The sequence below is a fragment of the Vibrio echinoideorum genome, from assembly GCF_024347455.1.
GTDB classification, from domain to species: domain Bacteria; phylum Pseudomonadota; class Gammaproteobacteria; order Enterobacterales; family Vibrionaceae; genus Vibrio; species Vibrio echinoideorum.
Map to the genome: position 1 here is coordinate 1,571,771 of NZ_AP025483.1, position 16,474 is coordinate 1,588,244.

Below are 16,474 nucleotides of genomic sequence, written 5' to 3' on the forward strand. Positions count from 1 at the left end.
GAGCTCGAGAACCAAAGAATAGAATTTAACAGATAATGGTGGATGTATGTCTGATGTGAAACTTGAACACAAACAAAATCTTGAAAATAGAAAGTATCGAAAAGCTTTACCAGGAACGAGTTTGGAATATTTCGACGCTTGCGAAGCGATAGAATCGATATCTCCGGGCAGCTATAAAACTTTGCCCTATACGTCGCGAGTATTGGCGGAACAATTGGTAAGACGCTGTGATCCTGAAACCCTTGAAGACAGCTTAAAACAGATCATTGAACGCAAGAGTGACTTAGATTTTCCTTGGTACCCTGCGCGCGTTGTGTGTCATGACATTCTAGGTCAAACCGCTTTGGTTGATTTAGCAGGCTTACGAGATGCAATTGCCGATCAAGGTGGAGACCCTGCCAAGGTTAACCCCGTTGTGGAAACTCAGTTGATCGTCGACCATTCACTGGCAGTGGAACATGCAGGTTTTGATAACGAAGCGTTTGATAAAAACCGCGCTATCGAAGAACGTCGTAACGAAGACCGTTTTCACTTTATTGAATGGTGTAAAACCGCCTTTAAAAACGTGAATGTGATTCCTGCTGGTAACGGGATCATGCATCAAATCAACTTAGAAAAAATGTCGCCAGTCGTTCAATCTAAAGAAGGCATTGCGTTTCCAGATACTTGTGTTGGTACTGATAGCCATACTCCTCACGTTGATGCTTTAGGTGTGATTGCGATTGGGGTTGGTGGATTGGAAGCTGAGACGGTGATGTTAGGTCGTCCTTCTATGATGCGACTACCTGATATTGTTGGGGTTAAGTTAACTGGCCAACGACAAGAAGGGATCACTGCAACGGATATCGTGCTCGCGATTACCGAGTTTCTTCGAAATGAAAAAGTGGTTTCTAGTTACTTAGAGTTCTTTGGTGAAGGCGCTCGTGCACTGACTATTGGTGACCGCGCCACTATATCGAATATGACGCCAGAATACGGCGCGACAGCAGGTATGTTCTATATCGATGAACAGACCATACAATACCTAAAGCTGACAGGACGCGAGCCTGAACAGGTCGAGTTGGTCGAGTTATACGCCAAACAAACTGGCTTATGGGCCGATGATTTAGATTCCGCTCAATACGAACGTGTGCTTGAGTTTGATTTGTCGAAAGTTGAGCGCAACCTTGCAGGGCCATCCAATCCACATCGTCGTTTACCAACCAGTGAACTTGCCAAACAAGGCATCAGCCAATCATCGTGGAAAGAACAACATTCGGCGAAATATAGCGATGACCAAATGCCCGATGGTGCTGTGATTATTGCTGCAATTACGTCATGTACCAATACCAGTAACCCAAGAAACGTGGTAGCTGCTGCGCTGGTGGCTAAAAAAGCGAATCAACTTGGGCTGGTACGTAAGCCATGGGTTAAGACGTCGTTCGCTCCGGGTTCTAAAGTTGCCAAGCTCTATCTTGCATCTGCAGGTTTGCTTCCTGAGCTAGAAAAATTAGGCTTTGGCATCGTGGGCTATGCGTGCACTACCTGTAACGGAATGAGCGGGGCCTTAGATCCCAAAATCCAACAAGAGATCATCGACCGTGACCTATATTCGACCGCTTTGCTATCGGGGAATCGAAACTTCGATGGTCGAATTCACCCTTATGCCAAACAAGCGTTTTTAGCATCACCGCCATTGGTCGTCGCTTATGCCTTAGCTGGTACGATTCGCTTTGATATCGAAAAAGACAGCTTAGGTACAGACAGCAACGGAAAACCGATCTACTTAAGTGATTTATGGCCGAGTGATGCAGAGATCGATGCGGTTGTCGGTGAGCATGTTAAGCCTCAGCAATTCCAACAGATCTACGTAAAAATGTTCCAGCCAGACGAGGAACAGGTGACGACTGAACCGCTTTATGACTGGCGACCTCAAAGTACCTATATTCGCAGGCCACCTTATTGGGAAGGAGCTCTTGCGGGAGAACGAAGCCTATCTGGTATGAGGCCGTTAGCGATTCTGGGTGACAACATCACTACGGATCACTTATCGCCTTCTAATGCGATTCTGGCATCCAGCGCGGCAGGAGAGTATCTAACCCAAATGGAAGTGCCAGAAGAGGACTTTAACTCTTATGCGACCCATCGAGGCGATCACTTAACCGCGCAACGAGCAACATTCGCCAACCCTAAGCTATTTAACGAGATGGTGAAGGACGCTGGAGAAGTCGTACAAGGTTCATTGGCACGAGTTGAGCCCGAGGGGCAGGTTACTCGAATGTGGGAAGCGATAGAGACCTATATGAATCGAAAACAACCGCTGATAGTGGTTGCTGGAGCCGATTATGGACAAGGTTCATCAAGAGACTGGGCGGCTAAAGGAGTTCGTCTTGCCGGTGTTGAAGTGATTGTTGCTGAAGGGTTTGAGCGAATTCACAGAACCAACTTAGTCGGTATGGGCGTGTTGCCCTTGCAATTCAAAGCGGGAACGGATCGAAATACTTTAGAACTGGACGGCACTGAGCTTTACGACGTGTACGGTGATATTGAAGCCGGTTTCGATTTGGCTCTAGTGATCACTCGCAAAACCGGTCAAAAACTCGATGTACCAGTCACTTGCCGTTTAGATACCGCAGATGAAGTGAATGTGTACAGCGCTGGTGGTGTATTGCAGCGTTTTGCCAAAGACTTTCTTGCACAGTAGGAGCTTGATATGACAAACAAACAGATCAAAGTGCCTGCAACTTATATGCGAGGAGGCACGAGCAAAGGGGTTTTCTTTAATCTAGAAGACTTGCCTGAAGCGGCGAAAATGGCGGGTGACGCGAGAGATGAATTACTCTTAAGAGTCATTGGCAGCCCAGATCCTTATGGTAAGCAAACCGATGGTATGGGGGGGGCAACTTCAAGCACCAGTAAAACTGTGATTGTTTCCAAAAGTAGCAAACCCAATCACGATGTTGATTACCTATTCGGCCAAGTGGCGATAGATAAGCCGTTTGTGGATTGGAGTGGTAACTGTGGGAACTTGTCTGCAGCGGTCGGTCCGTTCGCTATTCATAGTGGCTTGGTTGACTTGACTCGTATCCCTGAAAACGGTGTTGTTGAGGTGCGAGTATGGCAAGTGAACATCCAGAAAACCATTATTGTTCATGTGCCTATCATCAATGGTGAAGTCCAAGAGTTAGGTGACTTTGAGCTTGATGGCGTGACTTTTCCTGCGGCAGAAATACGAGTCGATTTCTTAGATCCTGCCGATGGTAATGGCTCAATGTTTCCAACTGGAAATGTGGTCGATTTCTTAGATGTCCCTGAATTGGGGTGTATCAAAGCAACCTATATCAATGCAGGGATTCCGACCATCTTTGTTGATGCAAAATCTGTTGGCTATTGTGGAACTGAACTTCAATCCGACATTAATAATGATTCAAAAGCCTTGGCACTTTTTGAATCTATCCGAGCGCACGGTGCGGTCGAGATGGGGCTAATTGATACCTTGGAGGAAGCTGAGTCTCGTCAACATACTCCTAAGGTGGCATTTGTCGCTAAACCTCAAACCTATAAAGCATCAAGTGGTAAAACGGTTCCTGTTGAAGATACTGATCTTTTGGTTCGTGCCTTGTCGATGGGGCAGCTTCATCACGCCATGATGGGAACGGCTGCGGTTGCGATTGCTTCTGCTGCAAGTGTTCCTGGAACTCTGGTTAATTTGGCTGCTGGTGAAGGCCAACGTGAATCGGTGACCTTTGGCCACCCGTCAGGAACCTTAAAGGTAGGTGCGAAAGCGTTGCAGACCGAAAGTGGGTGGAAAATTGAGAGGGCGATTATGAGTCGTAGTGCTCGAGTGATCATGGAAGGTGCCATTCGTGTGCCTTTTCCTAAGTAAAGCAACTGTCGTGAACGGTTAAATTTTCACGAACACAACGCTGAGAAAAGAGTGCACCCAAGTGACACTGCTAAAAGCAAGGTGCTTGGACTAATGGATTAATCATGGAGGAGGCACTATGTCTGCTACGAATCGAATGAATAAAAAAACAGATTACATCACCGAATATCAATGGGCGAGGGAAGACCCTAATTCGTTCTGGGAAACACAATCACAATCGATAGATTGGTTTGAGTCACCGAAAACGATATTACAAACTGACGATAACGGTATTGAACGTTGGTTTCCTGATGGGGTGATGAATACGTGTTGGTTGGCGCTGGATTATCATTGTGAAAATGGTCGCGGTGATAAAGTGGCGTTGATTTACGACTCGCCTGTAACGGGTACTCAGTCGTCCTACACTTACAACAAATTACGTGACCAAGTGGCAAAAGTCGCAGGCATGTTAGCAACACAGGGAGTGACCAAAGGTGATCGTGTGGTTATTTATATGCCGATGATTCCCGAAGCCGCGATGGCAATGCTAGCGTGTGCCCGTTTGGGGGTTGTGCACTCTGTGGTGTTTGGCGGTTTTGCTCCTCATGAACTTGCAGTTCGTATCGAAGATGCTGAGCCTAAGGTGTTGATTACAGCGTCTTGTGGAGTCGAGATAAACAAGGTTCTGCCATATAAGCCAATGGTTGACAGAGCGATCATGGACAGCCGTTGGAAACCAGAAAAAGTCGTGGTATTCCAAAGAGAGCAATGTCTGGCTGAACTGAACCAAGATAGAGATGTACTCTGGCAGCAGGCCGTTGCGGATTCGCTACCACATAGCTGCGTTCCCGTTTTGGCAACCGATCCTTTATATATCCTCTATACATCGGGAACCACCGGTAAGCCGAAAGGCGTAGTCCGTGATAATGGTGGTCACGCGGTCGCGATGAAGTACTCGATGAGCACTATCTACGATATGCCGCAAGATGGTGTTTTTTGGGCGGCATCTGACGTGGGTTGGGTTGTCGGCCATTCCTATATTGTGTATGCGCCACTGATTCACGGTTGCACCTCTATTCTGTTTGAAGGCAAGCCGGTAAGAACACCCGATCCAGGCGCATTCTGGCGTGTTTGTGAAGAATACAACGTTGATGTGCTGTTTTCTGCCCCAACGGCGTTTAGGGCGATCAAGAAGGAAGATCCTGACGGAAAATTACTTGAGAACTATGATTTGTCGTCGCTTAAATCAATTTTTATGGCTGGTGAACGTTTGGACCCTCCGACATTAGATTGGGTGGAATCCCATACTAATAAGCCGGTTATTGACCATTGGTGGCAAACAGAAACAGGTTGGGCTATCTCCGCAAATCCTACAGGGCTGGAATCTTTGCCGGTTAAAGCGGGCTCTTCTACCAAGCCTGTACCAGGTTACCAAGTAGAAATTCTTAATGAATTAGGCGAAGTAGCTCAACCCCATCAACAAGGTTTTGTCGCGCTCAAGCGTCCTTTACCACCGGGTTGTTTACCTACGGTCTGGCGCAACCATGATAGATTTGAATCCGGCTATCTGAGCCAATTTCCGGGTTACTATGTTTCCGGTGATGGCGGCTACCTCGATGATGAGGGATATTTGTTTATCATGGGGCGCATTGATGATGTGATCAACGTAGCAGGGCATCGTCTGTCTACTGGGGAAATGGAAGAGATCGTTGGTGGTCACCCCGCGATTGCTGAATGTGCCGTTGTCGGTATTCATGATGACTTGAAAGGGCAACTACCGCTTGGTTTAGTTGTGTTAAAAGATGGCGTGAAAGTTGATGATATTGAGTTACAAGCTGAATTAGTTGGTAAGGTTCGTAATGAAATCGGCGCTGTCGCCTGTTTCAAACAAGCTTTAGTTGTTGAGAGGTTACCGAAGACTCGTTCAGGTAAGATCTTGCGCAGAACCATTCGTCAAATTGCAGAAGGTGAGCAGTATGTGGTGCCTTCGACGATTGATGATCCGACAAGCTTAACTGAGATTGCCGAGAAGCTGGGTAGATAGTATCGGCATAAATAACGTCATTGGCGCTAAGTAGAATTAGGTTGAATCTGGGATATGAGTTGGCTTGCTTAAACATAACCATTAGTGATGTTTTACCTAAACTTTACTTTATTCATCTTACCAGACCGTTTGCTTATTATGACCTCATTATGATTCCCACATATTGAGGTCACTCTATGCGAACCTATTTTTTGCTTATCGCTTTACTTGCTAGTGGTGCAGTTGATGCTGCTACTTCAAAGGATGAGGTTAGCCGAGTGCTGCTAGAACCCCTGAGTCATCCAAAAGTATTTAAATGTGTGTCCAAGACTGGCGTCGATTTATATCAAGCTGTGTTTGATATTAAAGATGGGCATGATTTTGACCCGATAAACTCCAAAATGATCGTCAATTCAAGAAAAGGTCACTACGAATATCAAATTCTGGGCGCGGTAAGGTCTGAAAGAGCAGGAGAGATTGTAGTGTTGACTCGACACGTTGGCGACGATGTTAAAGTTGCCGCTATGATCGATGAGGAGAATGGGAAAATACTTGGAATTGGTGATAAAAATCATTATCGAGATTGTGGTGTAAGGCCGCCTCCTAGTGCAGCAGATATGCAGAACTTTTGGTCGAAAGGCTAAAACAGATTATTAGATTATTAGATTATTAGATTATTAGATTATTAGATTATTAGAGTTATTGAGGCGGCCTTATCGGTCGTCTTTTTGCATCTACGGAAAAGTGATAAATCCAATATTTCCAAATAATGATGTGTTGATTGATTAATACATAGCCAATCATTATGTATCGCCTAAACTGGCCTTTATTTATCTCACTAAGCGTTCTGTTTAAGATAGCTTCATTCCAAACGAAACCAAAGCGAGACTCCTATGACACTCACTAAACCTTTCCTTTTAGCGACACTGATTGTGACTCTTTCTGGCTGTGCATCTCCTGCCACTGATAACGAAAATGAAAACGCAGCGCGTAATCGTGGTGCTATTGGTGGTGCTTTACTAGGAGCGACGGCTGGAGCGCTGACCGGAGACGCGAGCTTAGCGGTTAAGGGTGCTGCACTAGGAGGTGTAACAGGTGGAGTCGCTGGTTCGATGAAAGATACCGATGACGCAAGAAATGCTCAAAGAACTCAAGTGACTGCTGACGGTTTAGCAAAAGATAATCGCACCGATGCTGAAAAGCGAGTTGCTGAGGTAGAAGCAGAGATTAAGCTGATTGAGTTGGAACAACAGCTTGCTGAACTGAAAACTGAGAAAGACAACGACGGAGCGTAACCGCTAGCTCTTATTCTCGTCTAATCACTTTAAAATAAGTTAATTCAAACAAATGGTCACAATAATGTGGCCATTTTTGTATCTAAAATGTGCTGTTCAAACAATGAATTAATTCAATCACTTGTATAGATACTGACTGCAAGTAAACTAGACTCAATTTAGATACTAATTTGGTTTGAGAAGCGTACTCGTCATGAATGTCACCTTAAGGGCAGCAAAGCACACCGATCTAGAGCAACTTAATGAGTTGATGTTTGATCTCCACCACCATCATCATATTGCGTGTCCTGAGCATTTTAAAACAGCGGAAGAGATAGAACAGGAAAAGAGTATCGCACGATACTTAGATGACCCTGAATGTTTGGTGTACGTGGCATTAAGAGGGGAACTGATTGTTGGTTTTATTTCTGGGCACTTCTGTGAGCTGATCTCAACGGTGAGTAAGCCCGTTCAGATGGGCAGCGTTGATGAGCTTTTTGTGTTGCCTGAATACCGCAAAGCAGACGTAGCGAAAATACTATTGAATCGAATTGAATCAACGTTTGAAGATTATGGCGTGACACAGGTTTTTGTGGAGGTTTGGCACTTTAACTCACCTGCCAAGGACTTCTATCAAAAAATGGGGTTCACTCCTCACATTCAATGGATGAGGAAGTCTTTGCACAAAACATAGACAGCGATTTTGTGTGGGTTTGATTACACTAAGCAAAATGCCTTAGCAGATTTCTCTTTCTTCTTTTATTTTAGGTAAATTCGTTGATTATTCGATATGTATTAACTTTTATTCTGTCTTTTTTGAGTGTGACTTCTGCTTGGGCTAATAACATGTTGCCCGATCATATCGCAGGTGCTTTGTGTGTCATACGTGCTGATAACCAAATCGTGTTGGTTGACGAATTGATCACCGGTCATTTATCTCTGCCGGGTGGCACTGTTGTTTCTGGTGAGCCGCCAGCCGCCGCTGCGCAACGTGAAACATGGGAAGAGGCGGGGTTGTCCGTTACGGTCGGCGATGTATTGGGTTATACCGATAGCGCTGTTGTGTTTGATTGTGTTTCTGATTCTGAAGTGATCAGCTACAAAGCTCGAAATGAGTTGGGTGGCTTCGAGGTTCCTATTTGGTTCGCGCCTCATTATGGCGTAGAAGTGAGTAGGGCTATGTTATTACCTCCCACCGAACTGCAAGCTAATCAATATCGCTACCCAGAGCAGTGGGCAGAGATTAACGACCTGTTTTTATCAGCGACAGATCAACCGGTGACTTACGTTACTGAGTTGATGGGTGCCGCGCCAGCAATTCATCAAGTAGAGTTGAACTGGATTGTCTCACTTCAAAATGTGTTCGATACGATACCGAGTGTGTTTTCTATTACGGTACTGTTGACCGATTTGCTGGCGAAGCCATGGGTCTTTATCGTGATCTTGCCGCTGGTGGCTTGGCATTTTGGGCGTAACTTTGCATTGAAGTTTGGTTTTGCATTGATATCGGTAACACTGCTTACTTTAATCGCCCATCAAGGTTTTGGTTTTCCTCGTCCACATGCCTACCTTCCAACCTTGAAGTTGGTGATGAGTAGTGGTTATAGCTTTCCTAGTCTGTTAGCTGCGTTGTGGGTTAGCTTAACATTGTTAGTACTTTGGAAGTTGGAACGTCTGTTTGAAACAAAGTCGCTGTTGACTGTCATTTTTGGTTTGTTGTGGATCATGTTGTTCAAAGCTTATTCGGGCAGTGCGTTCTTTAGCGATGTTTTGATGGGGGGCGTGCTAGGTGCATTAACAACTTGGCATATTGTGAGATTAGATTCGAAACCCGATGTTGATATCAGTGCTTTATTGAGCTCTAAAGGTGTTTGGTGGGGGCTGTGTCTACTATCAATTGTTCTTACCGTTATTTGGCCATTGCCAACATTCTCTTTTTGGGTGGCAATTTTGATGACAATTGCATGCTTGGTTACGTTAACGGACTCTAAACCTCTAGTTGGTCAATTCTCATTCAACATCGTCTTTGGAGTTATGGTGGTGTTACTTGCAGGTAACCTGTTGATTAGTTGGGGTGGAAGCTTCGTTTCATTTAGTGGTATCGCCTCATTTATCATTGAGACTTTGCGTTTCCCAATCCTAATTTTATTGGGCGTTGTGGCATTTCGTCTGCCTTGGAAAAGACAATAAAAGAAACTACGAATAAAAAAGAAGGCTGTGCAATGCACAGCCTTCTTTATTTGAACCCACAGTCAAATGTGTTTATCTAACGTTTTATGAGTTGAAGACAAATTTTTCAATCGCGACGGCTACACCGTGATCATCATTGCTTGCCGTAATGTAATCAGCCAACTTCTTGGTTTCTTCCATTGCGTTTTCCATCGCAATGCCCATGCCCGCGTATTCAAGCATATGGTGATCGTTTTCAGCATCGCCCATGCAGATCACTTCTTCCGCAGTAATCCCCAAATGTTTAGCAATAGCCTCAATACCCACACCCTTGTTTGAATTTGGGTTTAAGAACTCTAAGAAGAATGGCGCACTTTGCACAATAGTAAACTGAGTCTTAAGCTCTTGTGGTAACTTGCTGATGATTTCGGTGAGCTTGCTTGGCTCAGCAACAATCATCGTTTTGATGATTTCGTGGTCGTCTTCTAGTTGAGAAAAGTCGAACTCGGTAATATCTAAGCCGTTAATACGCGCTTCAATAGCGGTGTACTCATTGTTTTCAGGGGTGATTAAACCATGAATCTTGCTGAATGCATGAACATAACCACCAAGCTGTTCAGCAAGTGTTGCAATCTCTTTCGCTGCTTTACCATTGCTGATCTCGCTATGAATGAGTTCTTTTGTAGACACGTTTTGAACCATCGAGCCGTTGTAGAAGAGCACAAAGTCATCTTCGCCGTTGATCGAAAGTTCGTCTAACTTACTTTGCATGCCTTCTAAAGGGCGACCAGAAGCCAGAACCACTTTTACACCTGTAGCACGTGCTTTGGCAATCGCATCTTTGTTCTCTTGAGAAATTACTTTGTCACTGTTGAGCAGTGTGCCATCCATATCAAGAGCAATCAGTTTGTACATGTTGTTCCTTACCAAAAAATTAAAAGCTAACAAAATCTAATAGGCGAAAGGATAAGGGAACTTGAAAGTTCAGGCTAGGGGTTTGATCAACTCATTTATCGATACTCAATTGTTTGACCAAAAGGGGTAAGTGCTTTAAGGTCTGCGGTTGATTTATTTGACCAAATGATTGAGCTGAGGGAAAGTTGTACAAGATTAATGAAATGTTTGAAACTATCCAGGGTGAGGGCGTGTTTACTGGCGTTCCTGCTGTTTTTGTTCGTCTACAAATTTGTCCTGTAGGCTGCTCTTGGTGCGACACCAAACAGACTTGGGAAGCATTACCCGAAGATGAAACTAGCCTTGGCGATATCATGGTTAAGACAGAGGATTCACCCACTTGGTCAGCTATCGATGCTCAAGGAATTGTGAATGAATACATCAAGCAAGGTTATACTGCTAAACACATTGTGATTACTGGTGGCGAGCCGTGCATTTATGATCTTGTCCCTCTTACTGAAGCATTTGAGCAACACGGTTGTCGCTGTCAGATTGAGACCAGCGGAACATCAGAAGTCAAAGCAACCAGTGATACTTGGGTTACAGTGTCACCAAAGGTGGCGATGAAAGCGAAACTGGAAATCTTAGACAGCGCCTTACAACGCGCTAACGAGATTAAGCACCCAGTAGGCACTGGGAAAGACATCGATCAGCTGGATGGTTTATTGGAGCGAGCTGATGTTTCGAGTGAAACTGTTATCGCATTGCAACCAATTAGCCAGAAAGATCGCGCGACGCAGCTTTGTATTGATACCTGCATTGAGCGCAATTGGCGCTTATCAATCCAAACTCACAAGTATTTGAGTATCGCGTAGGTTGCATTTGTTTACTGGCCTAGATAAGTCGCTAGTAGAAGATTTTCGTAAGGATTTAAGATGAAAAAAGCAGTTGTAGTATTCAGTGGTGGTCAAGACTCCACAACATGCCTTGTTCAAGCATTAAAAGAGTATGATGAAGTTCACGCGATTACTTTTGATTATGGTCAACGCCATAAATTAGAGATCGAAGTGGCTCAGTCATTGTCGAAAGATCTTTGTGTGAAAGCGCACAAAGTGATGGATGTGACTCTTCTAAATGAGCTAGCTATTAGCTCTCTGACTCGTGACGATATTCCAGTGTCTCATGAGCTACAAGAAAATGGATTACCGAACTCCTTTGTTCCTGGCCGTAACATCCTTTTCTTAACGCTAGCTGGTATCTATGCATACCAGATTGGTGCTGAAACCGTTATTACAGGTGTGTGTGAAACTGATTTCTCAGGTTACCCTGATTGCCGTAATGACTTCGTAAAAGCAATGAATTCTGCGCTTGTACAAGGCATGGACAAGCAGCTTGATATCAAAACACCATTGATGTGGCTAAACAAAGCTGAAACATGGGCGATGGCCGATCAATATTCAGCACTTGAGCTTGTGAGAAATAAAACCCTGACATGCTATAACGGTATCATCGGTGATGGTTGTGGTGATTGCCCAGCATGTGAACTACGAAAGGTCGGCCTTAACGATTACTTAGCTGACCGTGAAAGTATTATGGCTGAGTTGGTTCGCAAACAGACTGAGTATAAATAGCTTCAGGTAGATCAATCGGCTCATTATAAGCATCAATTATGCAGTTTCGGCCGTTACTCTTTGCTTGATACAGCGCTTGGTCAAGAACAGAATATAGATCATCAAAGTCACTTAATGCGTTTGAGGTTGCTAGATAAGCAAAACTCGCGGTTACATTAAGTGGCTTTTTACTTTCAGACAAGAAGACACTGTTTGATATCGCATAATGCAGTTCTTCAACGCGCTCCCGAACCTCTGAAGGTTTGGTCTCGGTCAGCATGATAAGAAACTCTTCGCCGCCTAAACGTCCAAACAACTCATCTTTAGTTAAGTGTTTTCTTAGTTGGCTGCTTACGTGAACGAGCGCTCTGTCACCCGTAGGGTGGCCATGCTCATCATTAATCTGCTTAAATCTATCTAGGTCGAGTAAAACAAGCACGTGCTGTTTTTTGTTTTCTTTGCAATGTTTAACTCGCTTGATCCTACGAATTATTTCGGTGCGGTTGTACGCTTTGGTCATTGCGTCAATCGCGGCTCTCGCACGAATGGTTTTGTTTGCTACTATCGTGAAGCTGACAGCGCAAAGTAATACAACCATAATGATATTGTACATCCACCTTTGATGTTCCATCTTCTCAATTTGAAGGCGATCGAGGCTTGTCTGGTGTGTTAAGAAAGAGCTCTTTAATTCTTGCTCATATTTGGCGTGAGTAAGGTCAAGTGCTTCAAAGGCTAACCTGTTATCGATGTCTCTAGCTTCCATTTGTATGGCTGAATGTCGTTGATAATAGTAGAAGGCTTGTTGGTAACTATTGAGTGATTGGTGAATGTCAGAAAGCTGAAGAAGTGCTTGCGCGACGTATTTTAGTCTTGTGACTTGCTCAGCTAACTCCAAAGCTTGCTGTGCATAGTTGAGCGCTTCAGTTGTCAGCTGTTGTTCTTCGAACATGTCACTTATTGCCAAATAAGCGTTGATACGAATTACATCATTGTTAAGCTCATTGGAAGCCGAAAGAGACTCAACCAAATAGGTTTTTGCTAACTCATAATCATGTGTTTGTGTGTAGGCCTTTCCCAAGCCTAAGTTTGTTAAAGCGATACCATAGTTGTGGGGAGACTCGCCTAACATTGCTTTGGCTTTTCGAAAGTGATTTATTGCTAGTTCACTTTGATCTTGGCTGAGATACAAATCGGCTAGGCTATGATGCACTTGAGCTTTCATTAAATCAGATGTATCGGCTCTGAGTATGAGTGCTTCTTTAAGGTACTGTTCTGATTTTTCGTACTGTTTTAGTTCTTTGAGTAAGTTGCCGACATCGTTATAGATCCCAGAAATATCATGTCCCTGTGGAAATACGTTGATCAATGATAAGTAAGTATTTAACGCAGCTTGGTAGTCACTACGGAAATGGTGATTATTGGCGATAACCCTATAGATCGCGAATTTTGGTAATACTGGGTCCACGATGTTTTGAAAATCAGTTTGAAGTGCAGAACAATAATAGTTCGCTTGATGGTATTTAGCTTGTTCATTAAGAGAACGACATAATTGGTATTTTAGCAAAGCTCGCCCAGTAGAATCATTGCGTGATTGCATCTGTGTTAATAGCGTCAAAAATCCCTGTTGAGCGTCCTCATAATGACCTTGCCTGTCTTTCATTAACGCAGAAATAAAATCTTTTTCTATTGCTTGGTATTCACTGTTGTTCGAATCAATACCATAAAATGGCTGCGAGCGATGACTCATGTAGTCGTATAATAATGATGAAAGGTAGAGCTTGTCTCCATAGTTACTTAAGCTCGTGTAACGTGTTTGCAGCATGTTCAATGCTCGGGAAGGGGAACGAGTTAAAGTGGATAAATAGAGCGCATTCCAATCAGCGTTGGATGTGGATCCCAAATTCGTTTTTGAGTACATGATTGATGGATCGTTATGGCGATCTAGTGTCGATACTTGGCTATAAGAATAGAAGCTAGTTAAAAGCAGAAAGGTAGTGAGAATGGAGTGAATCACAAGAAGTTGTCAATCAGATAAAGAACGACATTCTATTATTAGTTTGATGTTGCTTCAATTTTTGATTGGTATGAATAGTGGTTTATGCGAGTTGTATCTCTAATTCATCGGTGGATATTAGAGAGATATCGGTCGTACGTGTCGTACGACCGATATTGGAAACTAGATGTATAATTTCGCTAGATCAGAAGGCTCAAGTTCTTTGCCTTCTAATGTTGCATTCCAGTTAGTACCAACAAGAACGCCGTCCTCAGCAAGAGTCAGTAGCCAATCTTCTACAAAGATATCTAGTGGGATTTCCAATACTTCAAAGTCAGCCCATTCTTCAACATTGTGAGTCTGAGCATCTTCTTTTGAAGACCAAAAAGGCATTACTTCGCTGCTTTCGAATTCACTTGAGTCACATGCTAGCCAACCCTCATCGTTACGAAGGCCCCATACCAGCTTAGTTTCTTGTGTTTCAGAAACGAAAAGTTCTAGATTTGCTTGAGTATCAGCAGTTAGTTTGCTCATGGATTAATTCTCTATGTTGATAACGTGGCAAGATTAACATTATAGACGGCTTAGGTATATGCTATTTAAGCATTTATAGGAGGACTGAAACGCTACCTAAAGGTAACGTTTCAGTTTGAGTAGATCGAGTTACATTACTTTCCAATTTTTGTGAAGATATGCCACTCTTCTTTGATATTGCCTTTAAACCCGACAACGGTAGCGACAACTTTTCGATGGAGCGCATGGTTGATTTGAGTGTCATTACTACTAAAGGAACTGTCTCCATGCCCAACTATGTTGATTCTAGATGGCTGAATACCATTACTGATCAACGCTCGCCTTACATGGGATGCTCGCTCTTTTGACAACATCAAGTTATGTTTAGCGTTACCAACCTTACTTGCATAACCTTGTAATTGAATACTGGTGCTTTCATAGCGTTTAAGAAACGCAGCCATTTGTCTAATTTGACCAAGGAATACAGGGTTAATTTCTGTGGAATTGTTGGCAAATAGAATATGAAGTGCTTTCTCTTCCGTAGATTCGAAATACGACCCACAGCCATCATTGTCTATCTCAGCCCCCATCTGTGTATCAATGCATAAATCGCGGGCGTTAATGACACCATCATTGTCGTCATCTTCAAGATCATAACTTTGCGTGATCTCTGGAAGCGCTCGATATTCGAACTCTTCATTGTTTGTTTCAGCTAAAATGTTGGTAGAAACAAACAGCAAACAAAGCGGAAATACAGTTTTTAGCAGCTTCATTAGTATTTCACCTTTTCGTTCCATTCTTGAGGGGTATCGACACGAAGTCCTATTAGTAAGTTGCCGGTCGCGTTCATGACTCGGTATTTCGCATATTGTTCATCGTACTTGGCATCCAAGTATCCTTTGCGAGCTTCAAAGAGTTCATTCTCAGTGTTAAGTAAATCCAATAAGGTTCGTTTACCGATGCGGTATTGCTTCTCGTAAGAGATGACCGTATCTGATGCTGAGTCTACGTGGTCTGATAAGAATTCTTTTTGTTGGACAGTTAAATCAAGCGCGCTCCATGATAAGCGCAGGCTTTCTTCCACGTTACGAAACGTACTTTCACGCAGGTCTTTGGCTTTATTCAGTTGGTAAGCTGCACTTTCAGCGCGATCTTGATCAGCTCCGCCGTTATACAGGTTGTATCTCAGGCGAACCATCGCGGAAAATTCGTCACTGCTACCTTCGTTGCCACCTGCATCATCACGCCAGGTTTGTGCCGCTTCGAAAGAAACCGTCGGATAATTTGTGCTTTTCGACTGTTTGTATTGGAACTTAGCTGAATCTACATCGGCTTGGGCAATCTTGATAACAGGATGTTGGTTAAAAGCCTTTGCAAGTGCACCGTCGACTGTGTAGGGAATAGCTCCCGCGTCTGCTCGGGGAAAGGTCAACCCTAACGGAGACTGACCAACAATGCGTTTGAATTGAGTGTGTGTATCAAACAAATTGTTTTGCGCTGCAAGTAAATTACCATGCGCTTTTGCAATACGAGCTTCAACCTGAGACATATCAGCGGTAGATCCGATACCAGACTCAACACGTTTTCGAATATCTCTGTAGATATCTTTGTGCGTAGCTAAGTTGTTTTCAGAAAGAGATAAGACTTCATAAGCCTTCACGGCATCTAGGTATACTTTGGTGACTTCGAGAGCGATATCTTGGGCGTTTGAGAGCAATTGATAGCGAACGGATTCTGCATCAGCCGCGGTACGATCTATGTCATTAGAAGTGTTAGAGCCATCCCAAATTAATTGAGTCAACGTAATTGTCGCTTCTTTACGTGTCAGATCTGTTGAATCTTGATTGGTCACCAAGTCGGTATGTTCGTAACCAATTCCGCCATCTAGATCTATACTTGGACGATAAGCACCACCTGAAGCGTCATTAATATAACGTTTACTAACATACTCATTATATGCACTTTTAATGTCAGGATTGCTCTCCAACGTAAAAGCGACGGCTTGTTCTAGAGTTTGTGCCGCAGCTGGAAAGGCCATTGCGATGGCTAAACTTAATGTAGTTGTTTGAATCCTATTCAATTTGCATCTCTCCAAAATGAGTCACATCTGAGTTTTAATTTTGCTAGATAATATACAAAATTTAGATGAACCGC

At 43.6% G+C, this 16,474-nt stretch carries 14 protein-coding genes; 9 read left to right on the plus strand and 5 right to left on the minus strand.

What is annotated here, in order from left to right:
- Positions 1–46: 46 nt before the first annotated feature.
- The 7 genes from acnD (at position 47) to OCV36_RS07080 (ending at position 9,331) form a co-directional block, all read left to right on the plus strand.
- The gene (acnD, locus tag OCV36_RS07050) at positions 47–2,683 is read left to right on the plus strand and encodes a Fe/S-dependent 2-methylisocitrate dehydratase AcnD (RefSeq protein WP_135456349.1); all 2,637 of its coding nucleotides are present in this window, start codon (positions 47–49) and stop codon (positions 2,681–2,683) included.
- Positions 2,684–2,692: 9 nt separating this feature from the next.
- Positions 2,693–3,865 carry a 2-methylaconitate cis-trans isomerase PrpF gene (gene prpF, locus OCV36_RS07055; RefSeq protein WP_135456346.1) on the plus strand — a complete coding sequence of 391 codons (1,173 nt, stop codon included), beginning with the start codon at positions 2,693–2,695 and terminating at the stop codon, positions 3,863–3,865.
- Between the two features lie 118 nt (positions 3,866–3,983).
- Positions 3,984–5,888 (plus strand): propionyl-CoA synthetase, encoded by a 1,905-nt coding sequence (locus OCV36_RS07060; RefSeq protein ID WP_135456344.1) that lies wholly within the window; start codon positions 3,984–3,986, stop codon positions 5,886–5,888.
- Between the two features lie 176 nt (positions 5,889–6,064).
- The gene (locus OCV36_RS07065; RefSeq protein ID WP_135456343.1) at positions 6,065–6,511 is read left to right on the plus strand and encodes a hypothetical protein; all 447 of its coding nucleotides are present in this window, start codon (positions 6,065–6,067) and stop codon (positions 6,509–6,511) included.
- 249 nt (positions 6,512–6,760) lie between these two features.
- Positions 6,761–7,162 (plus strand): glycine zipper domain-containing protein, encoded by a 402-nt coding sequence (locus tag OCV36_RS07070; RefSeq protein ID WP_135456341.1) that lies wholly within the window; start codon positions 6,761–6,763, stop codon positions 7,160–7,162.
- 193 nt (positions 7,163–7,355) lie between these two features.
- Positions 7,356–7,835 carry a GNAT family N-acetyltransferase gene (locus OCV36_RS07075; RefSeq protein ID WP_017076342.1) on the plus strand — a complete coding sequence of 160 codons (480 nt, stop codon included), beginning with the start codon at positions 7,356–7,358 and terminating at the stop codon, positions 7,833–7,835.
- 83 nt (positions 7,836–7,918) lie between these two features.
- On the plus strand, positions 7,919–9,331 hold the full coding sequence (locus OCV36_RS07080) for a bifunctional NUDIX hydrolase/phosphatase PAP2 family protein (protein WP_135456339.1): 1,413 nt from the start codon (positions 7,919–7,921) through the stop codon (positions 9,329–9,331).
- A gap of 84 nt (positions 9,332–9,415) precedes the next feature.
- Here OCV36_RS07080 and OCV36_RS07085 read toward each other — a convergent pair whose 3' ends face one another.
- A complete protein-coding gene (locus OCV36_RS07085; protein ID WP_135456338.1) occupies positions 9,416–10,225 on the minus strand; it encodes a Cof-type HAD-IIB family hydrolase in 810 nt (269 codons plus the stop codon).
- Positions 10,226–10,410: 185 nt separating this feature from the next.
- Between OCV36_RS07085 and queE the strand changes: the two genes are divergently transcribed.
- A complete protein-coding gene (gene queE, locus OCV36_RS07090) occupies positions 10,411–11,079 on the plus strand; it encodes a 7-carboxy-7-deazaguanine synthase QueE (protein ID WP_315972783.1) in 669 nt (222 codons plus the stop codon).
- 60 nt (positions 11,080–11,139) lie between these two features.
- Entirely contained in the window at positions 11,140–11,835 is a 696-nt protein-coding gene (queC, locus tag OCV36_RS07095; RefSeq protein ID WP_135456334.1) for a 7-cyano-7-deazaguanine synthase QueC, read from the plus strand.
- On the opposite strand, the gene OCV36_RS07100 is transcribed toward queC, so the two are convergent.
- The 4 genes from OCV36_RS07100 to OCV36_RS07115 form a co-directional block, all read right to left on the minus strand.
- Entirely contained in the window at positions 11,795–13,636 is a 1,842-nt protein-coding gene (locus OCV36_RS07100; protein ID WP_135456490.1) for a tetratricopeptide repeat-containing diguanylate cyclase, read from the minus strand. The two genes, queC and OCV36_RS07100, sit on opposite strands and share 41 nt — an antisense overlap.
- 354 nt (positions 13,637–13,990) lie before the next feature.
- The gene (locus OCV36_RS07105; RefSeq protein WP_017076336.1) at positions 13,991–14,341 is read right to left on the minus strand and encodes a DUF2750 domain-containing protein; all 351 of its coding nucleotides are present in this window, start codon (positions 14,339–14,341) and stop codon (positions 13,991–13,993) included.
- Between the two features lie 134 nt (positions 14,342–14,475).
- Positions 14,476–15,093, minus strand: coding sequence for an OmpA family protein (locus OCV36_RS07110; RefSeq protein ID WP_017076335.1), 618 nt, complete (start codon positions 15,091–15,093; stop codon positions 14,476–14,478).
- Positions 15,093–16,400: a TolC family outer membrane protein gene (locus OCV36_RS07115; RefSeq protein ID WP_449364389.1), complete on the minus strand. Its 1,308-nt coding sequence runs from the start codon at positions 16,398–16,400 to the stop codon at positions 15,093–15,095. Before OCV36_RS07115 ends, OCV36_RS07110 begins: the two co-directional genes overlap by 1 nt.
- Between the last annotated feature and the right edge of the window lie 74 nt (positions 16,401–16,474).

Coding starts and splice junctions, on each gene's coding strand:
- acnD (WP_135456349.1), top strand. CDS start 47: ATGTCTGATGTGAAACTTGAACACAAACAAAATCTTGAAAATAGAAAG.
- prpF (WP_135456346.1), top strand. CDS start 2,693: ATGACAAACAAACAGATCAAAGTGCCTGCAACTTATATGCGAGGAGGC.
- OCV36_RS07060 (WP_135456344.1), top strand. CDS start 3,984: ATGTCTGCTACGAATCGAATGAATAAAAAAACAGATTACATCACCGAA.
- OCV36_RS07065 (WP_135456343.1), top strand. CDS start 6,065: ATGCGAACCTATTTTTTGCTTATCGCTTTACTTGCTAGTGGTGCAGTT.
- OCV36_RS07070 (WP_135456341.1), top strand. CDS start 6,761: ATGACACTCACTAAACCTTTCCTTTTAGCGACACTGATTGTGACTCTT.
- OCV36_RS07075 (WP_017076342.1), top strand. CDS start 7,356: ATGAATGTCACCTTAAGGGCAGCAAAGCACACCGATCTAGAGCAACTT.
- OCV36_RS07085 (WP_135456338.1), bottom strand. CDS start 10,225: ATGTACAAACTGATTGCTCTTGATATGGATGGCACACTGCTCAACAGT.
- queC (WP_135456334.1), top strand. CDS start 11,140: ATGAAAAAAGCAGTTGTAGTATTCAGTGGTGGTCAAGACTCCACAACA.
- OCV36_RS07100 (WP_135456490.1), bottom strand. CDS start 13,636: ATGCTGCAAACACGTTACACGAGCTTAAGTAACTATGGAGACAAGCTC.
- OCV36_RS07105 (WP_017076336.1), bottom strand. CDS start 14,341: ATGAGCAAACTAACTGCTGATACTCAAGCAAATCTAGAACTTTTCGTT.
- OCV36_RS07110 (WP_017076335.1), bottom strand. CDS start 15,093: ATGAAGCTGCTAAAAACTGTATTTCCGCTTTGTTTGCTGTTTGTTTCT.